The sequence below is a fragment of the Streptomyces sp. NPDC004752 genome (assembly GCF_053601275.1).
The window spans coordinates 53,453-80,090 of record NZ_JBSGBN010000020.1 but is presented as its reverse complement, the minus strand read 5'-3'; the positions used below and the strand labels follow the sequence as shown (position 1 = coordinate 80,090).

22 protein-coding genes and 2 pseudogenes are annotated in these 26,638 nt (G+C 72.0%); 17 read left to right on the top strand and 7 right to left on the bottom strand.

All coding sequences use genetic code 11. From position 1 onward, the window contains the following. Window positions 1-57 precede the first annotated feature (57 nt). The gene (locus ACWEKM_RS11425) at window positions 58-1,209 is read right to left on the bottom strand and encodes a tyrosine-type recombinase/integrase (protein WP_451620937.1); all 1,152 of its coding nucleotides are present in this window, start codon (window positions 1,207-1,209) and stop codon (window positions 58-60) included. Between the two features lie 149 nt (window positions 1,210-1,358). Continuing rightward, window positions 1,359-1,475 (bottom strand): annotated as a pseudogene (locus ACWEKM_RS11420) (ATP/GTP-binding protein); the annotation flags it as partial. 464 nt (window positions 1,476-1,939) lie between these two features. Here ACWEKM_RS11420 and ACWEKM_RS11415 point away from each other — a divergent pair. The 4 genes from ACWEKM_RS11415 to ACWEKM_RS11400 all read left to right on the top strand — a co-directional run bounded on the left by ACWEKM_RS11415 (window position 1,940) and on the right by ACWEKM_RS11400 (window position 5,276). Then, window positions 1,940-2,755 (top strand): class I SAM-dependent methyltransferase, encoded by an 816-nt coding sequence (locus tag ACWEKM_RS11415; RefSeq protein ID WP_451620952.1) that lies wholly within the window; start codon window positions 1,940-1,942, stop codon window positions 2,753-2,755. 183 nt (window positions 2,756-2,938) lie between these two features. Continuing rightward, window positions 2,939-3,352 carry a hypothetical protein gene (locus tag ACWEKM_RS11410; RefSeq protein WP_451620936.1) on the top strand — a complete coding sequence of 138 codons (414 nt, stop codon included), beginning with the start codon at window positions 2,939-2,941 and terminating at the stop codon, window positions 3,350-3,352. A 270-nt stretch (window positions 3,353-3,622) separates the two neighbouring features. After that, window positions 3,623-4,057 (top strand): VOC family protein, encoded by a 435-nt coding sequence (locus ACWEKM_RS11405; RefSeq protein ID WP_451620935.1) that lies wholly within the window; start codon window positions 3,623-3,625, stop codon window positions 4,055-4,057. Window positions 4,058-4,466: 409 nt separating this feature from the next. Further along, window positions 4,467-5,276: a PhzF family phenazine biosynthesis protein gene (locus ACWEKM_RS11400; protein ID WP_451620934.1), complete on the top strand. Its 810-nt coding sequence runs from the start codon at window positions 4,467-4,469 to the stop codon at window positions 5,274-5,276. A gap of 52 nt (window positions 5,277-5,328) precedes the next feature. Here ACWEKM_RS11400 and ACWEKM_RS11395 read toward each other — a convergent pair whose 3' ends face one another. Next, on the bottom strand, window positions 5,329-6,129 hold the full coding sequence (locus ACWEKM_RS11395; RefSeq protein WP_451620933.1) for a CPBP family intramembrane glutamic endopeptidase: 801 nt from the start codon (window positions 6,127-6,129) through the stop codon (window positions 5,329-5,331). Window positions 6,130-6,315: 186 nt separating this feature from the next. On the opposite strand from ACWEKM_RS11395, the gene ACWEKM_RS11390 reads away from it, so the two are divergent. The 6 genes and pseudogenes from ACWEKM_RS11390 to ACWEKM_RS11365 all read left to right on the top strand — a co-directional run bounded on the left by ACWEKM_RS11390 (window position 6,316) and on the right by ACWEKM_RS11365 (window position 15,740). Then, window positions 6,316-8,088 carry a substrate-binding domain-containing protein gene (locus ACWEKM_RS11390; RefSeq protein ID WP_451620932.1) on the top strand — a complete coding sequence of 591 codons (1,773 nt, stop codon included), beginning with the start codon at window positions 6,316-6,318 and terminating at the stop codon, window positions 8,086-8,088. Between the two features lie 26 nt (window positions 8,089-8,114). Further along, a pseudogene (gene sucB / locus ACWEKM_RS11385) lies at window positions 8,115-9,728 on the top strand (2-oxoglutarate dehydrogenase, E2 component, dihydrolipoamide succinyltransferase); the annotation flags it as partial. Window positions 9,729-10,272: 544 nt separating this feature from the next. Beyond that, a complete protein-coding gene (locus tag ACWEKM_RS11380) occupies window positions 10,273-10,896 on the top strand; it encodes a GntR family transcriptional regulator (RefSeq protein WP_451620931.1) in 624 nt (207 codons plus the stop codon). 430 nt (window positions 10,897-11,326) lie between these two features. Then, window positions 11,327-14,038: a pyruvate dehydrogenase (acetyl-transferring), homodimeric type gene (gene aceE, locus ACWEKM_RS11375; RefSeq protein ID WP_451620930.1), complete on the top strand. Its 2,712-nt coding sequence runs from the start codon at window positions 11,327-11,329 to the stop codon at window positions 14,036-14,038. Between the two features lie 153 nt (window positions 14,039-14,191). Next, complete coding sequence (locus tag ACWEKM_RS11370) at window positions 14,192-15,166, top strand: helix-turn-helix transcriptional regulator (protein ID WP_451620929.1); 975 nt, start codon at window positions 14,192-14,194, stop codon at window positions 15,164-15,166. 55 nt (window positions 15,167-15,221) lie between these two features. Then, window positions 15,222-15,740 carry a DUF4240 domain-containing protein gene (locus ACWEKM_RS11365; protein ID WP_451620928.1) on the top strand — a complete coding sequence of 173 codons (519 nt, stop codon included), beginning with the start codon at window positions 15,222-15,224 and terminating at the stop codon, window positions 15,738-15,740. A gap of 79 nt (window positions 15,741-15,819) precedes the next feature. Here the strand turns inward: ACWEKM_RS11365 and ACWEKM_RS11360 are convergent, their stop codons facing one another. Further along, on the bottom strand, window positions 15,820-15,981 hold the full coding sequence (locus ACWEKM_RS11360; RefSeq protein ID WP_451620927.1) for a hypothetical protein: 162 nt from the start codon (window positions 15,979-15,981) through the stop codon (window positions 15,820-15,822). Between the two features lie 249 nt (window positions 15,982-16,230). After that, on the bottom strand, window positions 16,231-17,043 hold the full coding sequence (locus ACWEKM_RS11355) for a peptidoglycan recognition protein family protein (RefSeq protein WP_451620951.1): 813 nt from the start codon (window positions 17,041-17,043) through the stop codon (window positions 16,231-16,233). Between the two features lie 191 nt (window positions 17,044-17,234). On the opposite strand from ACWEKM_RS11355, the gene ACWEKM_RS11350 reads away from it, so the two are divergent. Next, window positions 17,235-18,419: a MarP family serine protease gene (locus tag ACWEKM_RS11350; RefSeq protein ID WP_451620926.1), complete on the top strand. Its 1,185-nt coding sequence runs from the start codon at window positions 17,235-17,237 to the stop codon at window positions 18,417-18,419. 3 nt (window positions 18,420-18,422) lie between these two features. Here the strand turns inward: ACWEKM_RS11350 and ACWEKM_RS11345 are convergent, their stop codons facing one another. Further along, complete coding sequence (locus ACWEKM_RS11345; RefSeq protein ID WP_451620925.1) at window positions 18,423-18,911, bottom strand: N-acetyltransferase family protein; 489 nt, start codon at window positions 18,909-18,911, stop codon at window positions 18,423-18,425. A gap of 72 nt (window positions 18,912-18,983) precedes the next feature. Here ACWEKM_RS11345 and ACWEKM_RS11340 point away from each other — a divergent pair, with 72 nt between their 5' ends. Further along, window positions 18,984-19,877, top strand: a complete 894-nt coding sequence (locus ACWEKM_RS11340; protein WP_451620924.1) for a TIGR01777 family oxidoreductase — start codon at window positions 18,984-18,986, stop codon at window positions 19,875-19,877. Between the two features lie 162 nt (window positions 19,878-20,039). Next, entirely contained in the window at window positions 20,040-21,395 is a 1,356-nt protein-coding gene (locus tag ACWEKM_RS11335) for an NAD(P)/FAD-dependent oxidoreductase (RefSeq protein WP_451620923.1), read from the top strand. A 213-nt stretch (window positions 21,396-21,608) separates the two neighbouring features. Here ACWEKM_RS11335 and ACWEKM_RS11330 read toward each other — a convergent pair whose 3' ends face one another. Next, window positions 21,609-23,090, bottom strand: coding sequence for a regulator (locus ACWEKM_RS11330; protein ID WP_451620922.1), 1,482 nt, complete (start codon window positions 23,088-23,090; stop codon window positions 21,609-21,611). A 237-nt stretch (window positions 23,091-23,327) separates the two neighbouring features. Here ACWEKM_RS11330 and lipB point away from each other — a divergent pair, with 237 nt between their 5' ends. The 4 genes from lipB (at window position 23,328) to ACWEKM_RS11310 (ending at window position 26,474) form a co-directional block, all read left to right on the top strand. Next, the gene (gene lipB / locus ACWEKM_RS11325) at window positions 23,328-24,128 is read left to right on the top strand and encodes a lipoyl(octanoyl) transferase LipB (RefSeq protein WP_451620921.1); all 801 of its coding nucleotides are present in this window, start codon (window positions 23,328-23,330) and stop codon (window positions 24,126-24,128) included. A gap of 133 nt (window positions 24,129-24,261) precedes the next feature. Further along, window positions 24,262-25,227, top strand: coding sequence for a lipoyl synthase (lipA, locus tag ACWEKM_RS11320; RefSeq protein ID WP_451620920.1), 966 nt, complete (start codon window positions 24,262-24,264; stop codon window positions 25,225-25,227). A gap of 272 nt (window positions 25,228-25,499) precedes the next feature. Next, on the top strand, window positions 25,500-25,697 hold the full coding sequence (locus ACWEKM_RS11315) for an SCO2195 family GlnR-regulated protein (RefSeq protein WP_451620919.1): 198 nt from the start codon (window positions 25,500-25,502) through the stop codon (window positions 25,695-25,697). 75 nt (window positions 25,698-25,772) lie between these two features. After that, window positions 25,773-26,474, top strand: coding sequence for a DUF4191 domain-containing protein (locus ACWEKM_RS11310; RefSeq protein WP_451620918.1), 702 nt, complete (start codon window positions 25,773-25,775; stop codon window positions 26,472-26,474). The last annotated feature ends 164 nt before the right edge of the window (window positions 26,475-26,638 follow it).

The following is a 26,638-nucleotide window of genomic DNA, read 5'->3' as shown; positions in this document are numbered from 1 at the left end:
CGCGCTCCTGCCGGTCCGGACGCTCCGCGTAGAGCGGACGCAGGAACTCCACCCGCTTCACCGGTCCTCACCCCAGACCGTACGAAGCGCGGCGTCGAACACGGGGTCGTGGACATCGACGTGCCCATAGACCTCATCGACCATCGCGGCCGAGGCCCAGCCGCCAGCGTCCCTGGCAATCAGCAGGTTGCCGTCGGACGCGTCGAGAACCGCGCTCGTGAAGTTGTGCCGGAAGGCGTGGGGTTTCACCAGGCCCAGGCCAGCACGTTTGCCAGCCCGGCCGAGCATCCGGCGGGCCCCGACCGGCGCCCACGGCTGTCCGGTGTCCGCGCCGTGCAGCTGGACCAGGAGCATGCCGTGCCCAGCCCCGCGCGGGTACTCGGTGGTGATGTACTCGAAGTAGGTGTGCACCATCGCCGGGCTGACCCGCTTGATCAGCCCGCCGGTCACCGTCCCGCCCTCGACCTTCCAGGGCTCCTTGGCCTTCGCCCCGGCCCAGTTCGGATTTCCGGGACGGTGGCAGATGTGGACGTGCGGGGTGCGGCACTCGTTGCAGGTCGCGTTCTCCCTCAGGTGCAGGTCGACCAGGTGTAGCCCGCAGAGCTCGCCGATCCGCAGGCCCCCGTCGGCGAGCCAGGTCACCACCAGCCGGTCCCGGGCCGCGTTCACGACCTCCAGCAGCTTCTCCCGGGCGCCGTCGGGGAGCATCTTCGGGTGCCGACGCCGCGGCCCCCTCGGCGCCAGCGGGTTCGTGGGCAGCGACGACTTCACGTGCCCGAGGAACGAGCGGCGGCGATCCACCCGCGACGGCAGCCGGGACTTGTCGAGCTTCTTGCCGAGCTCGCAGTTGACGCCGAGGGAGGACTGATGCAGGTAGAAGCCCTTCAGGCAGGCCGCCGCAGTCGACAGCGCGGAGCGGCTGTAGGGGCGCTTACCCACCCGCCACGGCTCGCCCAGCGGCATGCGGACCTCGGCCCCGACGATGCCCATGTACCGCTCAAGGTCGCGCAGTTGGACCGTGTCGAAGCCCAGGCATTCGCGCTCCAGCCAGCGCAGGTGATCCACCAGCAAGTACGCGTATGTCCTCTGGGTGCCCGAGCCGTCGTGGACGCGCAGGAACTGGTCTGCCTCAGTGTGGATGGTGCCCTCGGGCCAGACGATCGTCCATGACCGTTGCCCGTCCTTCCTGTCGATCTGCTGGACTCTCAAGTCCCCGACCACCACGTGCCGTACCACTTGTCCTCCGTACCGACTCCGGAACATGACCGACGCTCCGGATCCGGTCGGTAAACGAGCCCGGGACGTCCACGTCACAGGCCCAGACGGACATCACGGTGGCACTGCCCGCGGTCGGTAAAGTCGACCAGGACGAGGCTGGTGCGGGCCTTGGTGCAGACGCCGACCACGGCTTCGGTGAGGTCGGTGATGTTGGAGCTTCGCAGAACTGGGAGACCGAGGAACCGGGCAAACTCGCTACCGCCTGTGTTCATCCGCCTGCCGACGGGCCAACTACCTCAAACACAAAGAAAAGTGGTTGGCTGAGGCAGACCCGGCCGACCCACCCGGACCACGCGTCTGCCCGGTCTGCGACGGCCCGATGTTCTCAGCAGCACGCCGGACATGCACAGACCGATGCCGCCAGCGAGCACGTCGCCAACAGCTCAGGCAGCCTCCCGCGAACCCACCTTCTCCACCGCCGGTGACATCGCCGACACCACAGCCCGCACCGCCACCCCAGCCACCCGAACCAGCCCCCACGGCATCAACGAGACCCTGCGAGACCTGCGGAGGACCATTACCAGTAGGGCGCTGCCAGCAACAACGCCGGACATGCTCACAGCGCTGCCGCCAGAAGGCATACCGGCAGCGGAAGGCGCAGCTGGCCTCCGCCTAGGCTGGCGCGGTGACTGATGAGCAGAAGCGGGTGCAGCCGTCGGGAGTGTGGGCCACGGCGGTGGGGGTGGCCCGGGTGCGGGCGCTGGAGACCGAGCGGGAGAACGCGCTGTTCCGCGACCCACTGGCACAGGCCTTCGCCACCGCCGGCGGCCTATGGCCCTCCTCGCCGCCGCTGCCCGATGACGAGGCCGCGCGCCGCCGCCGACTGGCCGTGTCGTTCTCCATCGTCATCAGGACGAAGTTCCTCGATGACCTGTTGCAGCAGGCCTCCGCGTCCGGGGTCCGGCAGGTCGTGCTGCTCGGCGCCGGCATGGACAGCCGGGCCTTCCGGATCGACTGGCCAGAGGGCACCCGACTGTTCGAGGTCGACACCGCCGCGCCACTGGACTTCAAGGCTTCGGTGCTGCGCCAGGAGCGGGCCGTCGCACGCTGCGAGCGGATCACCGTCGCGGTGGATCTGCGCGAGGACTGGCCAGCCGCGCTGGCCGCCGCAGGGCACGACCCGGCGGTGCCGACCGTGTGGATCGCCGAGGGACTGCTGATCTATCTGCCCGAGGACGCGGTGGAGCTGCTGCTGGCCCGGATCAGCGCGCAGTCGGCGGCAGGCAGTCGGATGGGACTGACGTTGGGCTCGCGCGGCGTGATCGAGCGCTTCGGCGCGGATGCCGTGCCGGGATCGGCGGCGTCCATGTGGGTCTCGGAGATGCCCGACGACCCGGTGGGCTGGCTGGCCGGGCACGGCTGGGAGGCCAGCAGCCACACCCTGCGCGAGCGGGCTGCCGCCTACGGCCGCCCGATCAGCACCCCGCCGCAGCGCGAGGAGCGGCCCGGCGGACTGATCTCGGCGGTCCGCCGGTAGAGCGCCTCCAGGCGGTCAAACTTCAGTGGCAATCGGTCAAGGTTCACTGTCACAGGACAGCCGTCTGTCCGGTCTCATCGGGCCTTGACCGGTCTCATCGAAGTTTGACGACCGTCCTGTTCGTCTCATCGAAGCCTGGTCACCGCCAGGAGCTTGTGGATCAGGCCACGTACCCTTGGCTCCGTGCCCCGTCATTCGAAGAAGCCCCGTCGGCTGATTGCCGACGGGCGCGCGTATCTGTGGACGCTCCGACACAGCCACACCGTGGCGGACAGCGGCCGGTCATGCTGCGAGACCCTCACGCTGTACCCGCAGCCAGCCGGCACTGGCAGCCCGCTGCGCATCGTCTTCACCGAGGGCCCGGGCCGGTACGTCCCGGGCGGGGCTCCCCTGGGCTCTGGAGACGTGGGGTACGTCCGGGGTGCCTCCCTGAACCTGCACGAACCCGGCGCCGTCCGAGCCCTGCTCGACGCGGCGTCGACCCGCGGGTGGCAGCCGGAGGGGCGACGGGCGGTGGAGTTCGACGGCTGGTCCCTGCTGGAGGCGGCAGCCACCGCGCGGGTCGGGGCCACCGGCCCCACGGGCCCGAAAGAATGACTCCGATGACTTCGTTGGTCCTCGAACCGGCCCCCCTTGATCGAGCACCGGTCAAACTTCGTTGAGACTGGTCAAACTCCGTTGAGACGGGACACCGTCCACTGTCCCGCCTTATGCGACTTGAGCCATGTCTCAGATGATTTGGCCCGATTCGCTCATCGTCTCAGGCGATCTGATCCCTTGGCGCTACCCATGTCAGGCGAGACCTCGCCCCGCGCCGCGATGACACCCCAGGGTCTCGGTGAACAAACGCGCCACTATGGTGGACCGATGGCTTCGATCAAGCAGTTCCAAGTCACCTTCGACTGCACAGAACCTGAGCGCCTCGCTCGTTTCTGGTGCGAGGTGTTGGGGTACGTCGTGCCGCCGCCACCGGAGGGGTATGCCACTTGGGACGATTTCAAGCGCTCGCAGCCACATGAGGAGCGGGATGCATGGTTCGCCTGCAGTGATCCCTCAGGCGTGGGCCCGCGGCTGTACTTCCAGCGTGTCCCCGAGGGGAAGGCCGCCAAGAACCGGGTGCATCTTGATGTGCGGGTCGGCACCGGACTCGCGGGTGAAGAGCGCCTCGCCACACTCGAGGCCGAGTGCGCACGACTGGTCGCGCTCGGCGCGGTACACGTGCGAACGCTGCTTGCCGATGACGACAACGAGTCGTGCATCCCGATGCTGGACATCGAGGGCAACGAGTTCTGCATCGATTGAGGGGGCGCGAAGGTGTCCTCGTTCTGTCCCCATCCCATGGGCCAAGACGAAGAACCGCCCCGACCTGTCAGGGCGCTGTGGCGCAGATCGCCGGATCAGGTGCTCGGGACGGGCGAGCCGTCCGGCGGGTTCGACAGATCATGACAAGTTCGATGAGACAGACCCGATGGTCTGCGTCGCGCTGAATCCGGCGCACCGCAGCCCAGCGGCGACGCTCTGCTCCGGCTCGGATGCGAGAGGACAACGGACATCACCAGGGACCAGATCAACTGAGACAGATCAGCTGAGACAGGACATACCAGGGACCAGATCAGCTGAGACGGGACATCCCGGACCCGGACCGTGATCGGGCCAGGATTCGCGGATTGGCCTTGGCCCGACCCGTGCCGCTGCCCCTAGCGTCGGCGGCATGCGCATCCGAATCGTCGACGCCTTCACCGACCGCCCCTTCGCCGGCAACCCCGCCGGAGTCCTGCTCCTCGACGCCTTCCCCGAGGACGACCGGCTCCAGAACATCGCCATGGAGGTCAACCACGCCGAAACGGCGTTCGCACACCCGCTGCCCGAGGGCGGCTCGGCGGACTGGGCCCTGCGGTGGTTCACGCCGGTCACGGAGGTCGCGATATGCGGGCACGCCACGCTCGCCACCGCCCACGTCCTGCACACCACCGGCGCGCACGAGGGGCCGGTACGCTTCGCCACCCGCAGCGGCGTGCTCATCGCGGCCCCGGCCGCGGACGGCTCGATCACCCTGGACTTCCCGACCGCACCGCTCACCCCCGTCGAGATCCCGGACGGCGTCGCCGAAGCCCTCGGCGCCGAGCCGGTCGCCGCGTTCGACACCGGCCCGCAGGTGGGCGATCTGCTGCTGGAACTCGCCGACGAAAAGACGGTCCTGGACCTCGCACCCGATCACAAGGCGCTCGCCGCCTACTCGGCGCGCGGCATCATCGCCACGGCGCGCGCCGCGGACCCGGCCCGCGGCCACGACTTCGTCTCCCGGTGCTTCTTCCCGAACGTGGGCATCGACGAGGACCCGGTCACCGGCAGCGCGTATACGGCCCTCGCCCCCCACTGGTCGGCGCGCCTCGGCCGCTCCGAGCTCACCGGCCTCCAGGCTTCCGCGCGCTCCGGCGTCGTCCGCACCGCGCTACGCGGCGAGCGCACGCTGCTCACCGGCCGCGCGGTCACCGTCATCGAGGGCGAACTGCTCGCCTGAGACCGGCGCGTGGAGGCGTACGGGCCGGGCGTACGCCCCCACGTGGTCCGGTTCACGCCGTCGGCAGCCACCCCACCTTGCCGGCGAGCAGCGCGTAGCCGACGAACGCGCCGATGTCGAGCAGGGAATGCGCGACCACCAGCGGACCGACCCGGCCCCAGCGGCGGTACAGGTGGACGAAGACGACGCCCATGACCATGTTGCCGATGAAGCCGCCGATGCCCTGGTACAGGTGGTAGGAGCCGCGCAGCGCGGAACTGGCCGCGAGCGCGGTGCCCGGGCTCCAGCCCAATTGGCCGAGCCTGCGCAGCAGATAGCCGACGACGATCACTTCTTCGAGGATCGCGTTCTGCAGCGCGGACAGGATCAGCACCGGGTACTTCCACCAGACGTCGGGCAGCGCCTCGGGCACCACCGTGAGGTTGAACCCGAGGCTGCGGGCGGCCAGGTAGAAGGCGATCCCGGCGCCGCCGATCACGGCCGCGACACCGGCTCCGCGGCCCAGATCGGGCCAGGGGCGGGTGCGGTCGAAGCCGAGGGTGCGCAGGCTCTTCCCCTCGCGCATCAGGAGATGCGCGACCAGCGCGACGGGGACGAGCGCCGCCGCGATGCCGAACAACTGCCAGGCGAGATCCAGCCAGGGTCGGCCCGGCGCGGCCGAGGCGTTGAGGGTCGCGGCCTGGTCCTTGAGGCCGCCCGGTTTCGTCACCGATCCGACGAAGCTGATCAGAGCGGACACTCCGCTCGCACCCAGCGAAAGCCCCAGGACAAGCAGCGCCTCATCCCGGAAAATCCGTCGCGAGGGCCGCTCCCACGACTCAGAGCCGACCACCGGGTCCGCCTCCACCTGCACACCTGCCTTCAGTTGACTGATCCCGCCCCATGCTCGTCCTCGCCCCGCTAGGGTCTCGAATGAAGTTACGAAGATCGTGCGCGACAGGCCGCCCGACCGGACGGAAGCCGCACGGGGCGTGCCTCCCCGTGGCATGCCGTGCGGCCGGGTTCCGCCGCGAGGCTCACCAGGGAGGAGCACCACCTCATGGGACGTCACAGCTTGCCCCATCAGTCCCGGGCGGACGCGGCCGACCCCCGTCCCCGCGCCCGTCGCCGCAGCGTGGTCCTGGCGACGGTGCTCGTCCTGACCGTCGCGGCCGGCACGGCGGTGGCCGTCCGCGGCGGGCTGCTCTCCTTCGGCTCCTCCTGCCAGGACGACCCGGTACGGCTGACGCTGGCCACCGCCCCGGACCTGGCCCCCGCACTGCAGGCGGCGGCCGGACGGGCACGCGAGGAGAACGTCACCTCCGACGGCCGCTGCATCGCCCTCACGGTGAGCGCCCAGGAGCCCGCCGAGGTCGCGGACACGCTGCGGAAGGGCGGGAAGCCGGACGCACAGGTGTGGGTGCCCGACTCGGAGGTGTGGGTCGAGCGGGTCGCGGCGGACGCCAGGGCGACGCAGGTCACCCCGGCGGGCCAGGTCGCCGCCACCCCGGTCGGGGTGGCGATGCTGCCGACCGCCGCCCGTTCGCTGGGGTGGCCGAAGAAGACGTACACCTGGACCGAACTGGCGGGCGCCGCCTTGCAGGGCGACTCCCTGCGACTCGGGGCGGCCGATCCGGCGCGCAGTGCGACCGGGCTGCTCGCGCTCACCCAGCTGAGCGCCGCCGCGGCCGGCACCAAGGACGGGGAGACTCGGGCAGCGGCCATGATGAAGGCGCTGGCGGCACGCGTGTCCGCGACCGACGGGCAGGTCCTGCGCACCCTGCCGCGTGACTCCTCGGGCACCGAGCAGGACCACCCCGAGCGCAACCAGGCGCTGGTCGTGAGCGAACAGGCCGCGTTCGCCCACAACGCCACGGCGGAGGCCGACCGACGGCTCGACCTCTTCTATCCCACCGACGGGGCCCCGTCGCTCGACCATCCCTACACACTGGTCGACGAGGCGGAGTTGACCACCGACGAGAGCCGGGCGGCGATCCGGTTCATGACCTATCTGCACCGGCCCGCCCAGCACCGGCTGCTGGAGAAGTACGGCTTCCGCACGGACGACGACGCCGTCTCCCGGGCGGTGGTCGCCGGGGCCGGGGGCCGCACCCCGCAGCCGTATGCGGAGCCGTCGGCCGAACCGCCGACCGACACGGCACTCCAGCAGGCGCTGGGCACGTGGACGATCACGGTGCAGAGCGCCCGGATCACCACGGTCGTGGACGCCTCCGCGTCGATGGCCGAGCCGGTGCCCGGTACGGGCCGCACGCGCATGGACGTCACCAAGGCGGCGTTGCTCCGGGCCCTCGGCACCTTCACGGCCGAGGACGATATCGGGCTGTGGGAGTTCGCCACCCGGCTGGACGGCGACGCGGACTACCGCGTCCTGGTGCCGACCGAGCGGCTCGGCGACCGCAAGGGCGACGGCACCCAGCGGGACCGGCTGTCGGCGGCCTTCGACGGCCTCGAACCGGTGCCGGGCGGCGCCACGGGCCTGTACGACACGACGCTGGCCGCGTACCGGGCGGCGACCTCGTCGTACGCGAAGGGCAAATTCAACGGGCTGGTGGTGCTGACGGACGGGGTGAACGAGGACCCGGGCAGCATCTCCCGCTCCGCGCTCGTCGCCGAACTGCACAAGCTCAGCGACCCCGAGCGGCCCGTCCCGCTGGTCGTCATCGCGGTGGGCCCGAAGGCATCCCGGGACGAGGCCGCGCAACTGGCCGAGGCCACCGGCGGGATCGCCGAGATGGTCGACGACCCCGCCCAGATCCACTCGGTCATCCTGAAGGCGATCGTGGCGGCGGGAGCGGGCTACACCACGGACTGAGCCCCGCGACGGCGGCGCGGGCGGCGGTCGCCGAGGACGAGACCGTCGAGGTCGGCGCCGAGCCGGCCGTGACCGAGGACGGCACCGGCGCGCCCGCCGTCGACCGGCCCTCGCGGCCGCAGCACCCGCCCCCGGCGCCGGTCGCCGAGGCCCCGGTCGCCCCGGCCCCGACCCCGGCACCCGCTGCCGCCCCCGCCGCCGCTCCGGCCGGTGGCGCCCAGGGCACGGACGTGGTCCTGCCCGCGCTCGGTGAGTCCGTCACCGAGGGCACCGTCACCCGCTGGCTGAAGTCGGTCGGCGACAGCGTCGAGGCCGACGAGCCGCTGCTCGAGGTCTCCACGGACAAGGTCGACACCGAGATCCCGGCGCCCACCGCGGGCGTGCTGTTGGAGATCGTGGTCGGCGAGGACGAGACCGCGGAGGTCGGCGCCAAGCTGGCCGTCATCGGCGCCGCGGGTGCCGCCCCGGCCCCGGCCCCCGCCCCGGCCATCCCGGCTCCTGCCGCCGCCCCGGCCCCGGCTGCCCCGGCACCGGCGCCGACCGCTCCGGTGGCCGCCGCTCCGGTGGCCGCCGCTCCGGTGGCCGCCGCTCCGGTGGCCGCCCCGGCCCCGGTCCAGCCCGCCGCTCCGGCCCCGGCCCCCGCGCCGGTCGCCCCGGTCGCCCCGGCTCCGGTCGTCCCGGCCGCCACCGCTCCCGCCGCGATCGCCGGTGACGAGGGTGCCTACGTGACCCCGCTGGTGCGCAAGCTGGCCGCCGAGAACGGCGTCGACCTGGCCACCGTCAAGGGCACCGGCGTCGGCGGCCGTATCCGCAAGCAGGATGTGATCACCGCCGCCGAGGCCGCGAAGGCCGCCGCTGCTGCCCCGGCTCCCGCCGCCCCGGCCGCCAAGAAGGCCGCGCCGCGGCTGGAGGTCTCCCCCCTCCGCGGCCAGACCGTCAAGATGCCCCGCATCCGCAAGGTCATCGGCGACAACATGGTCAAGGCGCTGCACGAGCAGGCCCAGCTGTCGTCGGTCGTCGAGGTCGACGTCACCCGTCTGATGCGGCTGCGCGCCCAGGCGAAGGACTCCTTCGCGGCCCGTGAGGGCGTCAAGCTCTCGCCGATGCCGTTCTTCGTCAAGGCCGCGGCGCAGGCGCTGAAGGCCCACCCGGTCATCAACGCCAAGATCAACGAGGCCGAGGGGACCATCACCTACTTCGACGCCGAGAGCGTCGGTATCGCGGTGGACTCCGAGAAGGGCCTGATGACCCCGGTCATCAAGAACGCCGGCGACCTCAACATCGCGGGCATCGCCAAGGCCACGGCCGACCTGGCCGCCAAGGTCCGCGGCAACAAGATCACGCCGGACGAGCTGGCCGGAGCGACCTTCACCATCAGCAACACCGGTTCCCGCGGGGCGCTGTTCGACACGATCATCGTGCCGCCGGGCCAGGTCGCGATCCTCGGTATCGGCGCCACGGTCAAGCGTCCGGCCGTCATCGAGACGGAGGAGGGCACGGTCATCGGCGTCCGCGACATGACGTATCTGACCCTGTCCTACGACCACCGCCTGGTGGACGGCGCCGACGCGGCCCGTTACCTGACCGCGGTCAAGGCGATCCTGGAGGCGGGCGAGTTCGAGGTCGAACTGGGCCTGTAACCCACCCCGCAACCACCCCCAGCCCCCGCCCGACCCCCGGGCGGGGGCACCGTCATATCAACCACACGCCAGCCACAAACGCCCCCATGGGGGCGCGGGGAACTGCGCGACAAGCCCACCACAACCCGCACGCACCCCACCATCCCCAGCCACCCCCATCAGGGGCGCGGGGAACTGCGCGACAAGCCACAATCGACCCGCGCCAAACAACCCACCCGCAACCACCCCCATAGGGGCGCGGGGAACTGCGCAACCAGCCCACCACAACCCGCACCCGAAAACCGCCCCCAGCCTCCTCTCAGGGGCGCGGGGAACTGCGCATCAGGGGCGCGGGGAACTGCGCAACCGGCCAAAAACAACCCGCACACGCCCGTGAACAAGCACCACCCACCCCCCTGGGCGCACCGGCCAAAAAGAAACTGTGCGCCTCGTCTCACCTGCACGAAAGCGCCCCCACGCGCCCTTCCGGAGGAGCGAACCGGACGTATTGTCTAAACGTCAATGCCCCAGGGGCCGATGCGCGGCCCCTCCCGAAGGAGCCGTCATGACCGCGCCCGTCGTCCACTCGCTGCGCGAACAGATCCGCGAGCACATCGTGGAGGGAATCGTCAGCGGACGCTGGAAGCCGGGCGAGCGGATCGTGGAGCGGCGGATCGCGACCGAGCTGGAGGTCAGCCAGACCCCCGTCCGGGAGGCCCTGCGGGAGCTGGAGTCACTGCGGCTGATCGAGTCGGCGCCGAACAAGGGCGTACGCGTGCGCAACCTGACGGCGGCCGACCTGGAGGAGAGCTACCCCGTGCGGGCCGGTCTGGAGGCCATCGCGGCGGAACTGGCCGCCGAGCGACTGGCGCGGGACTGCTCGGCGCTGGAACCGCACGTCACCGCCCTGTACGAGGCCGACCGCAGGTCCGACGGCACGGCCCAGGTACGGCACACCGTGGCCTTCCACCGCGAGCTGGTCCGCGCGGCGGGCAACTCGGTCCTCCTGCACACCTGGGAGGGCCTGGGCATCGAGGTGTTCACGGCGCTGTCGATCCGCTGGCTGGGCACCGTGCAGCAGTCCTACGCCGAGGAGCACGAGGATCTGGTGGCCGCCTTCAAGAGACGGGACCCGCTCATCCCCGAACTGGTCAAGGCCCACGTCCTCGGCTGCGCGCCAAGGGCCTAGACCAGGCCGGGACCCGCGCGGCCCACGACCCACCGGACCCACCTCACGACCACCGGACCCACTCGGCTCACGGCCACCGAACCCACGCGACCCACGCGGCCCGCGACCACCGAACCCATGCGCCCGACGGACCACCGGACCCACCCGGCGCACATTCGGACCCCCCGTGGCGCACATTCCCTCAAACGCGGCTCCACCTGCAAAAACGCCGATCAACTTCGGTCACCCGGTGCCACCGCCGGAGGCACCCCGTGCCGAGTTTCTCGGAATCGAGATGTTTTGCCCGTCAACCCTTTGATCGATCATCGATCAGCGAGTTACAGTCGCCGACGGACTTCCACCTGAGTCCACGCCCTGTCCTGCCAAAGACAAAGGGCACCCCGAACCTTTACCGATGAGGGAACCCCCTTCGACTGAGGAAGGCGGCGACATGACCGACCCCCACGCCATTCAGCCGAGCGCGCTCGACCAGCTCACGGACCGCGACCCCGAGGAGACCGCCGAGTGGCGGGCCTCGCTCGACGCCGTCACCCGGGAGGCCGGGCCGCATCGCGCCGCGTATCTGATGCGCCGCACGCTGGAGCGCGCCGAGGCGACCGGCATCCCGCTGCCGAAGCTCCTCGAAACCGACTACCTCAACACCATCCCCACCCCGGCCGAGCCGGCCGTACCCGGTGACGAGGCCATGGAGGCCCGGATCACCGCCTGGAACCGCTGGAACGCGGCGGCGATGGTGAGCCGCGGCAGCAAACACGGCGTAGGCGGCCACATCGCCACCTTCGCCTCCGCCGCCTGGCTGTACGAGACCGGCTTCAACCACTTCTTCAAGGGCAAGGAGTCCGCGGCGGCGGCCGGCTCCGGCGACCAGATCTATGTGCAGGGCCACGCCTCCCCCGGCATCTACGCCCGCGCCTTCCTCGACGGCCGTCTCGATGAGACGCAGCTCGACAACTTCCGCCAGGAGGCCGGCGGCAACGGCCTGCCGTCCTACCCGCACCCGCGCCGCCTGCCCTGGCTGTGGGAGTTCCCGACGGTGTCGATGGGCCTCGGCCCGCTGTCGGCGATCTACCAGGCGCGCTTCAACCGCTACCTCACCAACCGCGGCATCAAGGACGTCTCCGCGTCCCATGTGTGGGCGTTCCTCGGCGACGGCGAGATGGACGAGCCCGAGTCGACGGCCGCGCTCGCGCTGGCCGCGCGTGAGGAGCTGGACAACCTCACCTTCGTCATCAACTGCAACCTGCAGCGCCTCGACGGTCCGGTGCGCGCCAACTTCAAGATCGTGCAGGAGCTGGAGGCCCAGTTCCGCGGCGCCGGCTGGAACGTCGTGAAGTCACTGTGGGGTTCGGCCTGGGACGAGCTGTTCGCGCTCGACACCACCGGCGCGCTGGTACGCCGGCTGCGCGAGGTACCGGACGCGCAGATCCAGACGTACCAGACCCGCGAAGCCGCCTATATCCGCGAGGACTTCTTCGGCAAGGACCCGGCGCTCGTCGAGCTGGCGAAACTGCTGAGCGACGACAAGATCGTGGAGTGCTTCCACCTCTCCCGCGGTGGTCACGAGGCCCGCAAGGTCTACGCCGCCTACCGGGCCGCCCTCGCGCACAAGGGCGCGCCGACCGTCATCCTGGCCCAGACCGTCAAGGGCTTCACCCTCGGCACGGGCTTCGCGTCGAAGAACGCCAACCACCAGATGAAGAAGCTGACGGTGGACGAGTTCAGGACGATGCGCGACCTGCTGGAGCTGCCGATCCCGGACAGCGCCTTCACCGACGGCCAGGTGCCCTACGGCCACCCGGGCGCCGACTCCCCCGAGGTGCGCTACCTCCAGGAGCGGCGTGCGGCGCTCGGCGGCCCGGCCCCGACCCGCCGCGTGCACCCGCTCGCCCCGCTGCCCGCGCCCGCCGACAAGGCTTTCGCCGCCTTCGACAAGGGCTCCGGCAGCCAGAACGTGGCGACCACCATGGCGTTCGTCCGGCTGGTCAAGGACCTGGTCCGGGACAAGGAGACCGGGAAGCGCTGGGTGCCGATCGTGCCGGACGAGGCGCGCACCTTCGGCATGGAGTCGCTGTTCCCGTCGCTCGGCATCTACTCGCCCAAGGGCCAGACGTACGAGCCGGTCGACCGCGACCAGCTGATGTACTACAAGGAGGCCAAGAACGGCCAGATCCTCAACGAGGGGATCACCGAGGCCGGTTCGATGGCCGACTTCATCGCCGCTTCGACGTCGTACGCGACGCACGGCGAGGCGATGATCCCCTTCTACATCTTCTACTCGATGTTCGGCTGGCAGCGCACGGCCGACCAGATGTGGCAGCTCGGCGACCAGCTCGGCCGCGGCTTCCTGGTCGGCGCCACGGCCGGCCGGACCACGCTGACCGGTGAGGGCCTGCAGCACGCCGACGGCCACTCCCCCGTCATCGCCGCGACCAACCCGGCGGCGCTGTCGTACGACCCGGCGTTCGCGTACGAGATCGCGACGATCGTCAAGGACGGTCTGCGCCGGATGTACGGCGCGGCCGCGCCGGGCGAGGACGCGAACGTCTTCTATTACCTGACCGTCTACAACGAGCCGCTGCCGCAGCCGGCCAAGCCGTCCGCGGCCGGTGTCGACGAGGGCATCGTCAAGGGCCTGTACCGCTTCAACACGGCGGAGTCGGCGGGGCTCACCCCCAATGCCAATGCCCCGCGGATCCAGCTGCTGGGTTCCGGTACGGCGATCCACTGGGCGCTGGCGGCGCAGAAGCTGCTCGCCGAGGAGTGGGGCGTGGCGGCCGACGTCTGGTCGGCGACGTCCTGGACGGAGCTGCGGCGGGATGCGCTGGAGGCCGACGCGGCCCTCCTGCACGGCGAGGGCCGGGTGCCGTACGTCCGCCAGGCGCTCCAGGGCGCCGAGGGTCCGGTGCTCGCGGTCTCCGACTACATGCGCCAGGTGCCGGACCAGATCGCGCAGTGGGTCGAGCAGGACTACTCCTCGCTGGGCACCGACGGCTTCGGTCTGTCGGACACCCGCCCGGCCGCCCGCCGCCACTTCGGTGTCGACGCGGAGTCGATCGTCGTCGCGGCCCTGGCCCAGCTCGCCCGGCGCGGCGAGGTGCAGACGACATCGGTGAAGGAGGCCCGCGAGCGGTACGGGCTGTAGGCACACCGGCCGCTGTAGGAACACGGCCGCTGTAGGAACACCGGTCGGCGTGCCCCCGGTGCCTGCCCCGTCGCACCGGGGGCCGGCACCGGGGGCGCGGTCCGTACGGGCCGGTGGACCCCCGTTGTCGGAGGTGGGCGGCATCATGGGGGGATGCGTGCTGCTCGGCTGATCAAGATGGTGCTGCTGTTGCAGTCCCGGCCCTCCATGACCGCCGCCGAACTCGCCAAGGAGCTGGAGGTCTCGGAGCGGACCGTCACCCGGGACGCGCAGGCCCTCTCGGAGGCGGGGGTTCCGGTGTACGCGGACCGGGGGCGGGCCGGCGGGTACCGGCTGATCGGCGGGTACCGGACGCGGCTGACCGGGCTGGCGCGCGGCGAGGCCGAGGTGCTGTTTCTGAGCGGGGTACCGGGGGCGCTGCGCGACATGGGGCTGCAGGACGCGGCCTCGGCGGCGCGGCTGAAGGTGTCCGCCGCGCTGCTGCCCTCCCTGCGGGACGCCCCGCGGACGGCCGCGCAGCGGTTCCATCTGGACGCGCCCGGCTGGTTCCGGGAGCCTCGGACGCCCGCGCTGCTGCCCGCGGTCGCGGAGGCGGTCTGGGACGACCGCTGTCTCACGGCCCGCTACCGCCGCGGCGAGGCCGAGGTGGAGCGCACCCTGGAGCCGTACGGGCTGGTGTTGAAGGCCGGGGCCTGGTATGTGTGCGCGCGGGTCCCGGACGCGGACGTCTTTCGCACGTACCGGGTGGACCGGTTCACGGCTGTCGACGGCGAGGGCCCCCGCTTCACCCGGGACGAGGAGTTCGATCTGCCCGGTTTCTGGGCGGCGCAGGCCGAGCGGTTCGCCCGGTCGCTGCTGCGCGCCGAGGTCGTCGTACGGCTGTCCGCGCAGGGCGTGCGGCGGCTCGGGTACGTGGTCGATCCGCTCTCCGCGCGGGAGGCGCTGCGGTCCGCGGGCGAGGCGGACGCGGCGGGCTGGGTGACGGCGACCCTGCCGGTGGAGTCCGAAGAGGTCGCGTACACGCAGCTCACCGCGCTCGGCCCGGAGGTGGAGGTGCTGGCGCCCGCGGCGCTGCGGGACCGGTTCGCGCGGGACGCCGCCCGGCTCGCCCGGCTGTACCGGGGCTGACGATCCCGCGTACTCCGCGTGCGTCCCACCCGCGCAGGCCCGATGCTTGACCGTGATGGACGAGATGGAGTTCTGGGAGCTGGTGGACGCCGCCCGCGAGGCCGCCGAGGGCGACCCCGAGGACCAGGCGGACCTGCTCGTGGAACGGCTGGCCCAGCTCGACCCGGAGTCGGTGCTGGACTTCGCCCGTCACTTCGAGTCCCGTTACAACCGCGCCTATCGCTGGGATCTGTGGGGCGCGGCCTGGGTGCTGCTGGACGGGGCGAGCGACGACGCGTTCGACTTCTTCCGCTGCTGGCTGATCGGCCAGGGCCGGGATGTCTTCGAGGGCGCCCTGCACGCCCCGGACTCGCTGGCCGATCTGCTGGCCGACTTCGACGAGGAGATCGATGGCGACGGCGAGGAGCTGGGTTACGCGGCGGACGAGGCGTACGAGCAGCTCACCGGCACCGTGGCCCCGGACCTGGGGATCGCACCCGCGCCCGCCGAGCCGGAGGGCACGCCGCTCGACTTCGAGAACGAGCGGGTCCTCGCGGAGCGGTATCCGAAGCTGTGGGACCGGTTCCGGGAGTGAGCCGCAGTCCGCGTCGGAATCGGAGTCGGCTTCGGCTTCGGCTTCGGAGTTGGTGTCGGCGTCGGCTTCGGCGTCGGTGTCAGGCCGCGCCGCGCCTGCGGCTGGTGTCCGTGGGGAGGTAGCCCTGTGTCTGCTCGGCCCGCACGGCGGGGTGCAGGGGCGCCTTGTTGGCCTGGTCGAGGGCCGACGCGGTGACGGCGGCCGGACCGAGGAGCACGGCGACGACGCCCCCCAGCACCATCCAGGGCCCACGCCCGAACCGCCCACGCCGATGAACCGCCCGCACCGCCTGCCCCAGCCTCCCCGTCCTCCCCGGCTTCTTCGGTCGTTCCGGGTTCTTCGGTCGTTCCGGGTTCTGTGTGGTCCGGTTGGTTCCCGTATGCCTCGTGTGCATGATCCCCGCCTCCGGTCGGCTGCTGTCGTCCACGACCGTAGGGCGGGCGGATCTGCGGGAGCTGCGCGGCGGCTGTGGCGTTGCTGTGCGCGGCTCTCACCGCCGTCCCTGGAGCCGTGCCGCCGCGTTCCTGATGTCGGGGAGCCTGGCGGTCAGGGCCGCGCCGGGGCAGCTGGTGCGGTAACCGGCGTCATGGCCGGCGACGGCGGGCAGGGTGGCGGCGGCGCCGACCGGGTAGCGGCTGCGGCCGTCGCTGGAGACGAGGCGGGTGACGGCGCGCGGATCGACGCCGGCCAGGCCCAGCTTCCAGGCGGCCAGGGCGGCGATCGCGTCGGTCATCGCGCGGGGCACGGGGATGCCCGCGGTGAACGTGCCCAGCGCGGCGATGCCGGCGGTGCGGTGGTTGAAGCCCTGGGCGTGGGCGCCGGTGACGGCGCGTTCGATGCCGCCCGCACGGCCCTCGTAGATGGTGCCGCAGCGGTCGACGAGGAAGTTGTAGCCGATGTCGTCCCAGTGGCGGTCCGTGGTCTGGCCCGCGTACAGGCGGCGGATGACCTCGGGCGTATCGGCGCAGACGTAGTTGTTGGGCGAGTCGGTGTGGTGGACGAAGACGGCGACGACCGCGTCGTCGTAGCGCGGGGGCGGCTGGGTCCGGCGCACGGTGGCGTCCAGCCAGGCGGAGCGCGGCACGATACGGGGCTGGGCGGCCTGGTACGGCAGCGCGCTGCGCGGCGCCGCGGGCCGGGGCAGCACGACGGGGCTCTGCACACCGCGGGCGCACAGCAGCAGCGTGAGGCCGGCGGCGACGCCGGGCAGACAGGCGGCGAGCGCCAGGACCGCCCGGGGCGCGCGGCGCTCGCCCCGGCGCCGTGTCCGCTCCGGGCCCCGCGTTCCGGTGAGGACCCACATGATCCTCACTGTGGATTCCTTCCGGCACGCCCGCGATGTGTGCTGTGCCACCTGGTGGAACCATCATCCCGGTTCGGTGCGTTTCTGTGGGTACACGCGCGCATGGCGGGTTCCGGGCGTCCCTGGCGCGCGGGACTTGATCACCGGGAGCGTCCCGCCCGTAATAGGGGGTCAAAGAGAAAGGCGGCTCCGTGGACCTGCTCGATGTGCTGCTTGTGCTGGTGGTGCTCATGTACGCGGCATCCGGCTACCGGCGCGGCCTGGTGGCCGGGTGCGTCTCGCTGGCCGGTTTCGTGGGCGGCGCGATCGTCGGGGTGTGGGTCCTGCCGTGGGTGATGGACCTGGTCACGCGGGGCACGACCGCGGCGACGGTGACCGCCGTGCTGACGGTGCTCGTTCCGGCGGCGGTGGGACACGAACTGGCGGGGCGGCTGGCGCTGCGGTTGCGGCGCGAGTTGGACCGGGGGCCGCTGCGGGTGGTCGACGGGCTGGGTGGCGCGGCGGCCAACGCGGTGGCCGTGCTGATCGTGGCCTGGGTGGCGGCAAGCGTGCTGGGCGCGTCGTCGTCGCCGCTGGTGACGTCCGCGATCCGGAACTCGGCGGTGCTGGGCGCGGTGCAGAACACGATGCCGGACACCACTCCCGCGTGGTTCTCGCGCGCCACGTCCGCGCTCACCGAGGCGGGCTTCCCTCAGGTGTTCAACCCGTTCGAGAACGAGTCGACGGCCGAGGTCGCCCGGCCGTCCGGCGACAGCGTCACGGTCAGCGCCGCGAATGCCGCGCGGCTGAGCACGGTCAAGATCGAGGGTGCCTCGGGCAACCAGGGCCGCGAGGGCAGCGGCTTCGTCTACGCGCCGCGGCACGTGATGACGAACGCGCACGTGGTGGCGGGCATCGACAGCCCCAGCGTGCGGGTCGGCGGCGTCGGTCCTGCGTACGAGTCCCGGGTGGTGCTGTTCGACCCGCAGAAGGACGTGGCGGTGCTGTACGTGCCGCGGCTGAGCGCGCCCGCGCTGAGCTTCGACGACGGCGCGCGGCGCGGCGACTCGGCGGTGGTCGCGGGCTATCCGCAGGACGGCGGCCTGAACCTACAGGCGGCCACGGTGGCGAACCGGATCCGGGCTACGGGCCAGAACATCTACAGCAACGCCACGGTCACCCGTGAGATCTACTCGATCCGTTCGACGGTGCGCCCCGGCAACTCCGGCGGCCCGCTGCTGACCACCGACGGCCGGGTGTTCGGCGTGGTCTTCGCCCGCTCCACCTCCGACAACGAGACGGGCTACGTCCTGACGGCGGACGAGGTGGCGGGCGACGCCGGGCGCGCGGCGGCCGCGACGACGCCGGTGGGCACGGGCGGCCTGGTCACCTCGTGAGGCTCACAGCGGGCGCCCCATGAGCACGTCGTCGACGTACGCGCCGTCGAGGAGGAACTCCCCGGGCAGCACCCCTTCGACGGCGAAGCCCTCGGATTCGTAGAGCCCCCGGGCCCGGGTGTTGTGCCCGAGGACGCGCAGGGTGATGCGGCGGGCGCCGCGCCGCCGCGCCTCGTCCTGCACCGCCCGCAGCAGCGCCCGGCCGATCCCGGCGCCGCGTGCCGACTCGGCGACGACCAGCCCCTGGATCTGGCGGACGTGCGCGTTGCAGGCCAGCGAGGTGGACAGGGCGAGCCGGATGTAGCCGACGAGGACGCCGTCGAGTTCCGCGACGAGATGGTCCTGCGGCCCGCAGCGCTCGGTGAAGAAGGGCGGGTAGGGCGGCCGGGGCCTGGGCTGCACGGCGTGCAGGGGTGACCAGGCGACCCGGTCGAGGAGGCTGAGGGCCTCCTCGTCCTCGGGCCTGGCGTGGCGTATGTACGGTTCGGACATGGCGGTCACTCTAGGCCGGGGAGGCGGAGAGTCGCCCCGTGTTTCGCGGTGGGCGCCCGGCAGGATGGGGGCATGGAGCATGCACGCATCGCGGTGGCGGGGGCGTCCGGTCTCATCGGCAGTGCCCTGGTGCGGTCCCTGACGGCGGACGGGTACGAGGTGGTGCGGCTGGTCCGGCGCGCGCCCCGCGGCCCCGGCGAGGTCCGCTGGGACCCGGAGCGGCAGTCCGTGGACGCGGCCGGGCTGGCCGGCTGCGCCGCCGTGGTCAACCTGGCGGGCGCCGGGGTGGGCGACCACCGGTGGACGGACGCCTACAAGCGGCGGATCCGGGACAGCCGGGTGCTGGGCTCGGCGGCGCTCGCGGAGGCCGTCGCGGTGCTGGAGGAGCCGCCGCGGGTGTTCGTGAACGGCAGCGCGATCGGCTACTACGGCGAGACCGGGAACCGGGTCGTGGACGAGGAGGCGCCGCCGGGGGACGGTTTCCTGCCGTCCCTGTGCGTGGCGTGGGAGGAGGCGACGGCGCCCGCGCAGGAGGCCGGGATCCGGACGGTGCACCCGCGCACCGGGCTGGTGGTGAGCCGCCGGGGCGGTGCCTTCGGGCGGCTGTTCCCGCTGTTCCGGGCCGGCCTTGGGGGGCGGCTCGGCGACGGGCGGCAGTACTGGTCGTTCATCGCGCTGCACGACACGGTCGCCGCGCTGCGTCATCTCATCGACACCGAGGAGCTGTCCGGCCCGGTCAATCTGACCGCCCCGGAGCCGGTGACGAACCGTGAGGTCACCGCGGCCATGGGCCGGGTGCTGCACCGTCCGGCGCTCTTCGCGGTGCCGCCTCCCGTGCTGCGGGCGGTGCTGGGCGAGCTGGCCGGGGATGTGCTGGGCAGCCAACGGGTGGTGCCCAAGCGGCTGTTGGAGTCAGGTTTCGCCTTTGCGTTCCCGGGGATCGAGGACGCGATCCGCGCGGCGTGACGGGCTCCTGTGACCATATGCGACCGTCGTGCGACCGTGCCCTGTCCATGCGCGACTGCCCTTGACCGATCACGGCCCTACCCTCGACCCGAACTCGGGTATTCCTGCTGTCTGTCGGGGGCATGACGTCCCCACGGCCGCGCAACGTCGAGGAGGAGCCTCGTGCTTGAGCCCGTGTACCAGGCGGACGTCGTCATCGTGGGAGCCGGGATCGCCGGACTGTCGGCGGCTCATCGCCTCACCAGCGCAGGTGTGACGACCGCGGTCCTGGAGACCGCCCCTTGTGTGGGTGGCCGCATGTCGACGGAGAAGGTCGACGGCTTCCGGCTCGACCGGATCGGACGGCTCCTGTCCACGTCGTATCCCGAACTGCGCCTGACGCCTGGGCTCGACGCCCTCGTCCTGCGCCCCTTCGCGCCGGGCGTGCTGCTGCACCACGACGGGCGTCGACACCGCGCGGGCGCCCCGGCGGCCGCGGGGAGCGCAAGGGGCGCACTCCATGCGGTGCGCGCCCTGGCGGGCGCCCCCAGGGGCTCGGCCGCACCCTCCGCGCGGGCGGGCGCCCGTTCCCTCGACATCGGCGCGCCCCTGCGGCTGCGCGCCCTGCTCGGCCGGCTCGCCATCACCCCCGTGGAGCGCCTGCTGGCCCGCCCCGAACTCCCCGCCGCCCAGGCGCTCGTGGCCCGCGGCACCCCCGCCCGCACGGTCGACGGCTTTCTGCGCCCGCTGCTCGCCGCCCTGCTGTGCGACCCGGAGCTGACCACCTCCAGCCGGTGCGCCGACCTCGCGCTGCGCTCGTTCGCCGGCGGCCGACTGTGCGTGCCGGAGGGCGGGGCCGAGGTGCTGCCCGAGCTGCTGGCCGGCGCGCTGCCGCCGGGCACCGTGCGCACCGGGGTCCGGGTCACCTCGGTCTCCACGACCTCGGTGACCACCGCCGAGCACGGCGAGATCCGCTGCCGGTCCGTTCTGCTGGCGACCGACGCGCGCGCCGCCGCCGAACTGCTGCCGGGCCTGCGGGTGCCGGACTTCCACCCGGTGACCGTGGTGCACCACACGACGGACGAGCCCCCGGCGACGGGTTCCTCGCTGCTGCTCGACGCCGACCGCGGCGGCCCGGTCGCGCACACCGCGGTGGTCAGCGAGGTCGACCCGAGCCGCGCGCCCGCGGGCCGGGCACTGGTCTCCTCGACGGTCCTGGGCGCTCCCCCGGAGGGCGTCGACACGGCCGTGCGCATGCATCTGTCCCGGCTCTACGGCACCTCGACGCACCGCTGGGAGACCCTCGCCGTGCACCACACCCCCGAGGCGGTGCCCGCGATGCGCCCGCCGCACGATCCGCGCCGCCCGGTGCGGCTGCTGGCGGGGCTGTATGTGTGCGGCGACCACCGCGACACCAGCACCGTCCAGGGCGCGCTGCACTCGGCCCACCGCGCCGCCTCGGCGATCCTGGCGGACCTGGGCGCGGCCGGCTCGATGCACCGCGCGGACCCGCTGCCCGCGATGCGGAAAGCCGCCTGACCCCCGAAGGGGCACGGGGAACGGCGCGACCAGGCGTCCCAAAGGGGCGCGGGGCTGTATCGAATATGCGGCTCCGCCGCGATGGGGGTCCCCCCTGTTCGAGCGAAGCCGAGAACTTGGGGGAGCGACCAACCACAACGAACCCGCACCCGCCCAACCACCGAACCCCCCGAGCTCTCGGGCGCCCCCCAAGAAGCCCGGGCGCCCGCCGGTTCAGCCGAGCGCCGCGACCCGGTCGCGGTACCCGCGCACCGGCGCCGCGTCCTTGTACGGCTCCAGCCGCCGCTCGAAGTCCCTGACGTACTCCAACGCGCGCACCGAACGCATCTCCGTGGCCTGTGCGGCCGCCTCCGCGCCCAGCGCGCACGCCTGGTCGAGTTCGCCGAGGCCGAGGCGGGCGGTGGCGAGGACGACCCGGCTGAACAGTCGGCTGCGGGCGTACGCCGGGGCGCGTAGGCGCAGGGAGCGTTCGGCGTGCTGGGCGGCGGCGCGGAACTGCTGAAGGTCCCGGTGGCAGTGCCCGAACTCGTCGGCGAGCTGCGCCTCGTCGAAGAAGCGCGCCCAGTGCGGCACCTCGTCACCGGGCCGGGCCGCCTCCAGGGCGCGCTCGGCCCGCACCAGCGCGCCGGTGCACGCCCGCACCTCGCCGAGCACGCCGTGCGCACGCGCCTCGACGGCGTGCAGCAGGGCCTGCACCACCGGCGGGGCGCCGGTCCCGGCCCCCTGCTGTGCCACCCGCGCCAGCTGGACGGCCTCCCGTCCATGCCCGAGGTAGACGGCCTGCCGGCTCATGGTGACCAGGACATAGGAGCCGTAGGCCCGGTCCCCCGCCGCCTGGGCGAGCCGCAGTGCCTGCACGAAGTAACGCTGGGCGAGTCCGTGCGCGGCGATGTCGTACGACGTCCAGCCGACGAGCCGGGTGAGATCGGCCGCCGCGGCGAACAGCCGGCGGCCGGTCTGCTCGCCGTAGACGCCGCGCAGCATCGGCTCGCACTCGTGCTCCAGGTAGCGCACGAGTGCCTGCCGGGCGTGGCCGCCGCCGTACTGGTCGTCGAGGGCGCGGAACAGCTCGCCGACCGAGCGCAGCGCGGCGATGTCACCGCCGGTGACCTTGTGGGCGACCCCGCGGTCGAGCTGGCCGCGCAGCCGGGGCGGGATGTGCGCCGCCCGCTCGGCGGGTGTCGCGGACCGCGTCGACGACACGGGGCCGCCCTGCGCGGGCACCCGGGGGGCCGGCTCACCGCGGGCCACCCGGTCGTCGGGCCGGCCGATCAGCCAGTCCCGGCTGGGCACCACGAGCCCCGCCGCGGTGAACGCGATCTTGCGCAGCTCGGTGTTGCTGCCGGAGTCCTTGCGCCACAGCCCGCTGACGATCTCGACGGCCTCCTCGGGGCCGGCCGCGAACTCCAGCCCGGCGTAGACCGGAGCGCAGGCGTCCAGGCCGAGGTCCTGGGCGGTGAGCCGGCGCCCGAGCCGGCGGGTGAAGACCTCCGCGATCAGGGCGGGCGTGGTGCCCCGCGGCTGCTGCCCCCGAAGCCATCTGGTCACCGACGTCTTGTCGTATCTGAGGTCCAGTCCGTGTTCCAGGCCGAGCTGGTCCACGCGGCGGGCCAGACCCGCGTTGGAGAACCCCGCTTCCGCGATGAGCACGGCGAGCTGGCGGTTGGGAGTGCGCTGCGTGGGTCGTTCCGTCATATGCGGTACGGTCTCCTGCCTCCCGGGCCGACATGCCCGGATTGCCTGTGAGCAGCCCTTATGGCCTCTTGAACGGCGCGAATGTAGCGGAGAGTGAGCAGCCTCTCGCACATCTCGACGCTCGTTCATCCGATCGTGTGAGGAGCGACCGCAGAGCTGACGCGTGGCGGCCGGACGTACAGTGGCTTGGGCGCGTTACGTGCCTGACACAGCCATCGCCCTAGGGAGGCGCTTGCCGTGAGTGAGTTGCGGTTCGTCCGCATGGGGTTCGGCGCGGATGCCGTCCAGTACCAGGAGGCGTGGGACGAGCAGCGCCGGGTGCACGCGGCGCGGTTCGCCGACGAGATCCCCGACACCGTTCTGCTGCTGGAGCACCCGCCCGTCTACACGGCGGGCCGGCGCACCGCGGACAGCGAACGACCGCTGGACGGCACCCCGGTCGTCGACGTGGACCGCGGCGGCAAGATCACCTGGCACGGCCCCGGCCAACTCGTCGGCTACCCGATCCAGAAGCTCCCGCGCCCGGTCGACGTGGTCGCGCACGTGCGGCGCCTGGAGGAGGCGCTGATCCGCACCTGCGCGGAGTTCGGTCTTCGGACCACCCGGATCGAGGGCCGCAGCGGGGTGTGGATCCTCGGCGACCCGGTAGAGCGGCGCCCGGCGATCGGCGGGCTCTCCCTGGACTTCGACCCGCGCCTGGACGACGAGGAGTTCGACCCGCGCCTCAACGGCCCGGAGTACGCCCCGTCCAACGCAGGCCAGCGCCGCGAGGACCGCAAGCTGGCCCAGATCGGGATCCGCGTGGCCAAGGGCGTCACGATGCACGGCTTCTCCTTCAACGTGAACCCCGACACCACCTCGTTCGACCGGATCATCCCGTGCGGCATCCGGGACGCGGGCGTCACCTCGCTCGCCACGGAACTGGGCCGTGACCTCACGGTCGAGGAGGTACTGCCGACGGTCGAACGGCAGCTGAGGGACATCCTGCAGAACGCGGAACTCAGGCCCCGGGAGATCGAACGGAAACCGGCGGCATAGGACTAGGCAGCCCTGGCCGAAGCGGGGGCTCGGGGGCGGCAGCCCCCGGCAGAGCCCAGCACCACCGCCGGGCGTTCAAATCAACGGGCGTACCCTGAAAGTCGCCGAAGAATCAATCGCTAGGGAGCCGGTCGTGTCCGCAGTCGCACCAGACGGACGCAAGATGCTGCGCCTGGAGGTCCGCAACAGCCAGACCCCCATCGAGCGCAAGCCCGAGTGGATCAAGACCCGGGCGAAAATGGGCCCCGAGTACACAAAGATGCAGCACCTGGTCAAGAGCGAGGGCCTGCACACGGTCTGCCAGGAAGCCGGCTGCCCGAACATCTACGAGTGCTGGGAGGACCGCGAGGCGACGTTCCTCATCGGCGGCGACCAGTGCACCCGGCGCTGCGACTTCTGCCAGATCGACACCGGCAAGCCCGAGGCGCTCGACCGTGACGAGCCGCGCCGGGTGGGCGAGTCCGTGGCCACCATGGACCTGAACTACGCCACCGTCACCGGCGTCGCCCGCGACGACCTGGCGGACGGCGGGGCCTGGCTGTACGCCGAGACCGTGCGCCAGATCCACCGGCAGACGGCGGACCGCGAGGGCGGCCGTACGAAGGTCGAACTGCTGGCCCCCGACTTCAACGCCGTCCCGGAGCAGTTGGCGGAGGTCTTCGCCGCCCGCCCCGAGGTCTTCGCGCACAACGTCGAGACCGTGCCCCGGATCTTCAAGCGGATCCGCCCCGGCTTCCGCTACGAGCGCTCCCTGAAGGTCATCACCGAGGCCCGCGACCACGGCCTGGTCACCAAGTCCAACCTGATCCTCGGCATGGGCGAGACCCGCGCGGAGATCGGCGAGGCGCTCCGGCAGCTGCACGAGGCGGGCTGTGAGCTGGTCACCATCACGCAGTACCTGCGTCCGTCCGTGCGCCACCACCCCGTCGAGCGCTGGGTCAAGCCGCATGAGTTCGTCGAACTGAAGGAGGAAGCCGAGCAGATCGGCTTCTCGGGCGTGATGTCGGGGCCGCTGGTACGGTCCTCCTACCGCGCCGGGCGGCTGTACCGGATGGCCGTCGAGAAGCGCGGTGCGTTCGTCGCCGCCCAGGCCGTCTGACATACCGTCACTTCCCTTGCGCGGGAAGGGGACCCGTACTCCTATGAGTTCACGCACACCCCGTTACCCGCCAGTAGAGTCCGGGTGAGCCGCGGCCCCGACCGTCCTCGCAGATGAGAGGCGCGCGTCAGGGCCGCGTCACCGTTTCAGGCCCCCGCATCAAGGCTTCATTGGTGTTTGACCGGTCGGTCACGCCCTGGTAACACCAAACAGTGACCCTGGACTCACGCCACGCGCACCCGTTCCCGGAGCCGTATCGAGGGGGGACCTCCATGCAGGCCACGCCCGTTCGCGCCACCGCTATCCCGAGCTTCACCGACGCACTCCGTGCCGTCGAGTCCCTGCTGATGAGCGGCGGTCAGCGCACCGCCCGCCGCAACGCCTGGACCTCCGTCCTGGAGGACCGCCGCCGCGCCCAGGACCGGGTCGAGGCGCAACGCGTCCTGGAACAGGCCGCCACCCGCTCCTGACGCCCGCCCCGTCCGGGCGCCGCCGTCGCGGCACCGCCGTCGAAGGCGCCTGCGGGGCCACGTAGACTTCCTGACATGGCGAGGAAGGAAACCGCAGCGGACGCTGCGAACCCCGGGCGGCTGAAACAGATCGCCCTGACGTACAAGATGACCCGCAAGGCCGACACAAAGATCGGTCTTGTACTCGCGGCTGTCGGCATCGTCACCTTCGGTGTCTTCCTCGCGATCGGCTTCCTGATCGGCCACCCGGTCTATCTCGGCATCCTGGGCCTGCTGCTCGCCTTCCTCGCGACGGCGATCGTCTTCGGCCGCCGAGCCGAGCGGGCCGCCTTCGGTCAGATGGAGGGCCAGCCGGGCGCCGCCGCGGCCGTCCTCGACAACATCGGCCGGGGCTGGACGACGACCCCCGCGGTGGCGATGAACCGCAGCCAGGACGTGGTGCACCGGGCCGTCGGCAAGGCCGGCATCGTGCTGGTGGCCGAGGGCAACCCGAACCGGGTGAAGAGCCTGCTGGCCGCCGAGAAGAAGAAGATGAACCGGATCGTGGCGGACGTGCCGGTGCACGACCTGATCGTCGGCACGGGCGAGGACCAGATCGCGCTGAAGAAGCTGCGTACGACCATGCTGAAGCTCCCGCGCGTCCTGACCGGTCCGCAGGTGACCGTCACCAACGACCGGCTGCGCGCCATGGGCGACCTGATGAGCAATATGCCACTGCCGAAGGGTCCGATGCCGAAGGGCATGCGGATGCCGAAGGGCGGCCCGAAGGCCCGCTGACCCCCTACCGCACCACGACCCACCGCACCACGACCCACCGCACCACGACCCCACCACGGCGAAGCCCCAGTACGGCAAAGGGGGCGCCCGGAATATCCTCCGGGCGCCCCCTTCGTCGTACGCACACTCCCTGTACGCAAGCTCTCTGGGCGGGCGCGGACGCT

Coding starts and splice junctions, on each gene's coding strand:
- aceE (WP_451620930.1), top strand. CDS start 11,327: ATGACCGACCCCCACGCCATTCAGCCGAGCGCGCTCGACCAGCTCACG.
- ACWEKM_RS11380 (WP_451620931.1), top strand. CDS start 10,273: ATGACCGCGCCCGTCGTCCACTCGCTGCGCGAACAGATCCGCGAGCAC.
- ACWEKM_RS11315 (WP_451620919.1), top strand. CDS start 25,500: ATGCAGGCCACGCCCGTTCGCGCCACCGCTATCCCGAGCTTCACCGAC.
- ACWEKM_RS11400 (WP_451620934.1), top strand. CDS start 4,467: ATGCGCATCCGAATCGTCGACGCCTTCACCGACCGCCCCTTCGCCGGC.
- ACWEKM_RS11390 (WP_451620932.1), top strand. CDS start 6,316: ATGGGACGTCACAGCTTGCCCCATCAGTCCCGGGCGGACGCGGCCGAC.
- ACWEKM_RS11355 (WP_451620951.1), bottom strand. CDS start 17,043: ATGTGGGTCCTCACCGGAACGCGGGGCCCGGAGCGGACACGGCGCCGG.
- ACWEKM_RS11360 (WP_451620927.1), bottom strand. CDS start 15,981: ATGGTGCTGGGGGGCGTCGTCGCCGTGCTCCTCGGTCCGGCCGCCGTC.
- ACWEKM_RS11345 (WP_451620925.1), bottom strand. CDS start 18,911: ATGTCCGAACCGTACATACGCCACGCCAGGCCCGAGGACGAGGAGGCC.
- ACWEKM_RS11310 (WP_451620918.1), top strand. CDS start 25,773: ATGGCGAGGAAGGAAACCGCAGCGGACGCTGCGAACCCCGGGCGGCTG.
- ACWEKM_RS11365 (WP_451620928.1), top strand. CDS start 15,222: ATGGACGAGATGGAGTTCTGGGAGCTGGTGGACGCCGCCCGCGAGGCC.
- ACWEKM_RS11370 (WP_451620929.1), top strand. CDS start 14,192: ATGCGTGCTGCTCGGCTGATCAAGATGGTGCTGCTGTTGCAGTCCCGG.
- ACWEKM_RS11405 (WP_451620935.1), top strand. CDS start 3,623: ATGGCTTCGATCAAGCAGTTCCAAGTCACCTTCGACTGCACAGAACCT.
- ACWEKM_RS11340 (WP_451620924.1), top strand. CDS start 18,984: ATGGAGCATGCACGCATCGCGGTGGCGGGGGCGTCCGGTCTCATCGGC.
- ACWEKM_RS11330 (WP_451620922.1), bottom strand. CDS start 23,090: ATGACGGAACGACCCACGCAGCGCACTCCCAACCGCCAGCTCGCCGTG.